The 2,761-nt window shown below is 40.6% G+C and carries 2 protein-coding genes and 1 pseudogene; all 3 read left to right on the top strand.

The features are described 5' to 3' along the window. The coding region (locus tag J3L16_RS15655) for an RHS repeat-associated core domain-containing protein (protein WP_207614000.1) at window positions 1–1,335 on the top strand (1,335 nt) is incomplete at its 5' end. Further along, window positions 1,320–1,874: a DUF1629 domain-containing protein gene (locus J3L16_RS15650; protein WP_207613999.1), complete on the top strand. Its 555-nt coding sequence runs from the start codon at window positions 1,320–1,322 to the stop codon at window positions 1,872–1,874. The genes J3L16_RS15655 and J3L16_RS15650, both read left to right, overlap by 16 nt. 157 nt (window positions 1,875–2,031) lie before the next feature. Continuing rightward, window positions 2,032–2,761, top strand: a pseudogene (locus tag J3L16_RS15645) (hypothetical protein); the annotation flags it as partial.

The raw sequence follows: 2,761 nt of genomic DNA, 5'->3' as shown, positions 1-2,761 counted from the left end.
GACATCATGCGGGTAAAACAACAGCGCAAAGTTGATGGACAAACAATTACAACTCACTATATCGACAAGGTTTACGAGGTTGAAATAACGCCAGAAGAAACCACCCAGCGCACCTTTATTGGCGATGTAGCGGTATTAAACGAAACCGGCAACCAAAGCGAAATTCGATTCACTCACAAAGACCGTTTAGGCAGTGCCACCACCTTTACCGATGAGGAAGGCACAGTCACGGCATATCGCAGCTTCGACCCCTTTGGGAAACCCAAAGGCGGCGACTTTATTCCATTATCGGCATTGGGACTAACAGCACGATTAAGCTCAAATCCAGCCGACAGCGACATGGCAACCCGACGAGGTTTTACCGACAACGAGCATTTGGATGAAGTAGAGCTTATTCATATGAACGGGCGGGTGTATGATTATAATGTTGGGCGTTTCCTATCTGTAGACCCATATATCCATGAAGGTTCACAGGGCATAAACCCTTACAGCTACATCATGAATAACCCATTATCAGGTACAGACCCAAGTGGTTATAAGCCTGACCAAGAAACCGTCGAAAAAACCATAACGGTGACGCAAACAGGTAGTCGTATAAAACATAGAGTAAAAGTCAGTGCGACGACGAATGCTAATGGAACTACGACCGTTTCGGTATCAGGGAATAATGGGGCGGCTGTTAAGCAAGTCGCTGGTTTGGTAGGCGCAGTAGCGAATAGTATTAATAGCGCCAGCAGTGGAGGCGGTGCTGCTGATATTGGTTCTCAAGATAATGTTTCTACTAATTCTGGTGGGGGGAGTGAATGGACAGATCAAGACGGGAACCCTACAGAAGCGCCTGAAATTTTTAATGGTACAGAAACAGCTCATGTTGACCATAGTCAAAGTGGTCATAAGCCGCCATGGGCAACAGACTCAACACCAAATTTAGGGAAAATATTTGGTACTTCAAATGAAGGAGGTAATGTTGGTTCGCCGCCGCCAGATCCTGATGATGATGAAAAAGCAAATATGAGGACTCAGAATCACCATATGATTCCTCATAATAATAGTACATTTAAACATCATACGCATTCGTTAGTAAAACAAGCAAATATGAATTTAAAAACGGAGCAAGCTAATATGATTAGGCTATTAAATCATTCTGGACCACACAGTAAACAATATCATAGAGTGATACAACAAATGATGGATACTGGCTATAGTCGTGTTGCGGGAAAGGGGCAAATGGCCGCACAGAATGAACTTTTATCTATTATGAATAGGCTTAATCGAGGAATTAGAAGTGGTAAGATTAGGCCCTATCAAAATAAAAATGTGTGGCCAATAAAATGAGTTTCTATTTTTTGAGTTATAGTTTAGATGAAAGTCTTACGTCGATAGTTGACTATGATTTAAATGGTTTTGATCTCCTATCTTACTGGAAGCGGATAAGGTTAAAAGAAATAGATTTCAGTACTTTGAAGTTGTTTGCTGATTTTAGTTCTAAAAGATATTCGGATTTATTAAGCAATTCGTTAAATATGTATGTGCTATCTGAGAGAGCTAAAAAAACCATAGAATCTAAATATCTAAAAGAAGTTATTTTCTCAAAAGTAGATGTTGTAGATTTAAACAATTCGAACGATATTCAGGTATATTGGGTAATGACTCCTTTGCTAGAATCTGATTGTATCGATATAGGAAAATCATCAATTCTTGATGAAGATGTAGTCATTGATTTAGTTCTGTCTAAAGAACGTCTACCGGCCTCTTCCAATTATTTTAGTATCACTAACAAACCCAGTTTTTTTGTGTCTAGCGAACGCTTTAAAGAAAACTGGCAAGCTGCACAATTAATAGGTTTGGACTTTGATGTGATAGAACTTAAATAGCGCATACAAGAATAGCCGTTGGAGCTCTTCAGGCGAGCGGAGCATCAAGAAACTTAAATAGGACATCCATTTTAACCGTTTTATTAATGGCAACAGTAAAACATACGCCTATGATAGTGCAGCACGGGTAACCAAGGTCACGCACCGTATTGATGGAATGAATTATGTGGTGTCTACCCAGTACGATGGCAACTATGGCCGGCCTAAAGCTATGGTGTACCCGAATGACTTAACACTTGAGTATGAATACAACAGTAATGGCTATGCAACTAAGTTAAAAAATGCTCAAAGTGGTTATGTGTATCAACACATCACAGCACAAGATGCTTGGGGCAATATCAGCAGCGCGAATGTGGCTGATGACACAGCCGAAGGCACCTATACCTATAGCCGCCGTACAGGGCAAATGTTATCGAGCTTGGTGGAAGTCGGTGGTCAAACTATTCATTACCTTGATTACACCGATTACGACAGCTATGGCAATATAAAGCGTATTAGTAATAGCGTAAGCAGTATTAACGCCACAGAAAACTATAGTTACGACAGCTTGCACCGCTTAACTCATTCATCAATAAGCAAGGGCGCTACCTCCATAGGAATTGATTATGGCTATGATGCTGTGGGTAACCTGCTTAAGAAAACCGATTACTCAACAAATTCCAATAGTGCGTATAAGTATGTTGCTAACAGTAATAAACTCAATTCTGTTGCGTTAAAACAAGGCGGCACAGCCACCTTTGGTTATGACAATAAAGGTAACCTCACGCATAGAAATAATACCCGAGAAGTCATCTACAACGTCTTTAACAAACCCACCAACATTACCCGTTTAGGCAGTGAAGTTGATTTAACCTATGGTGCTGACATCATGCGGGTAAAACAACAGC

The sequence above is a fragment of the Alteromonas sp. 5E99-2 genome, from assembly GCF_017368475.1.
Classification (GTDB): domain Bacteria; phylum Pseudomonadota; class Gammaproteobacteria; order Enterobacterales; family Alteromonadaceae; genus Alteromonas_F.
This window is presented reverse-complemented; position numbering and strand designations above follow the sequence as displayed.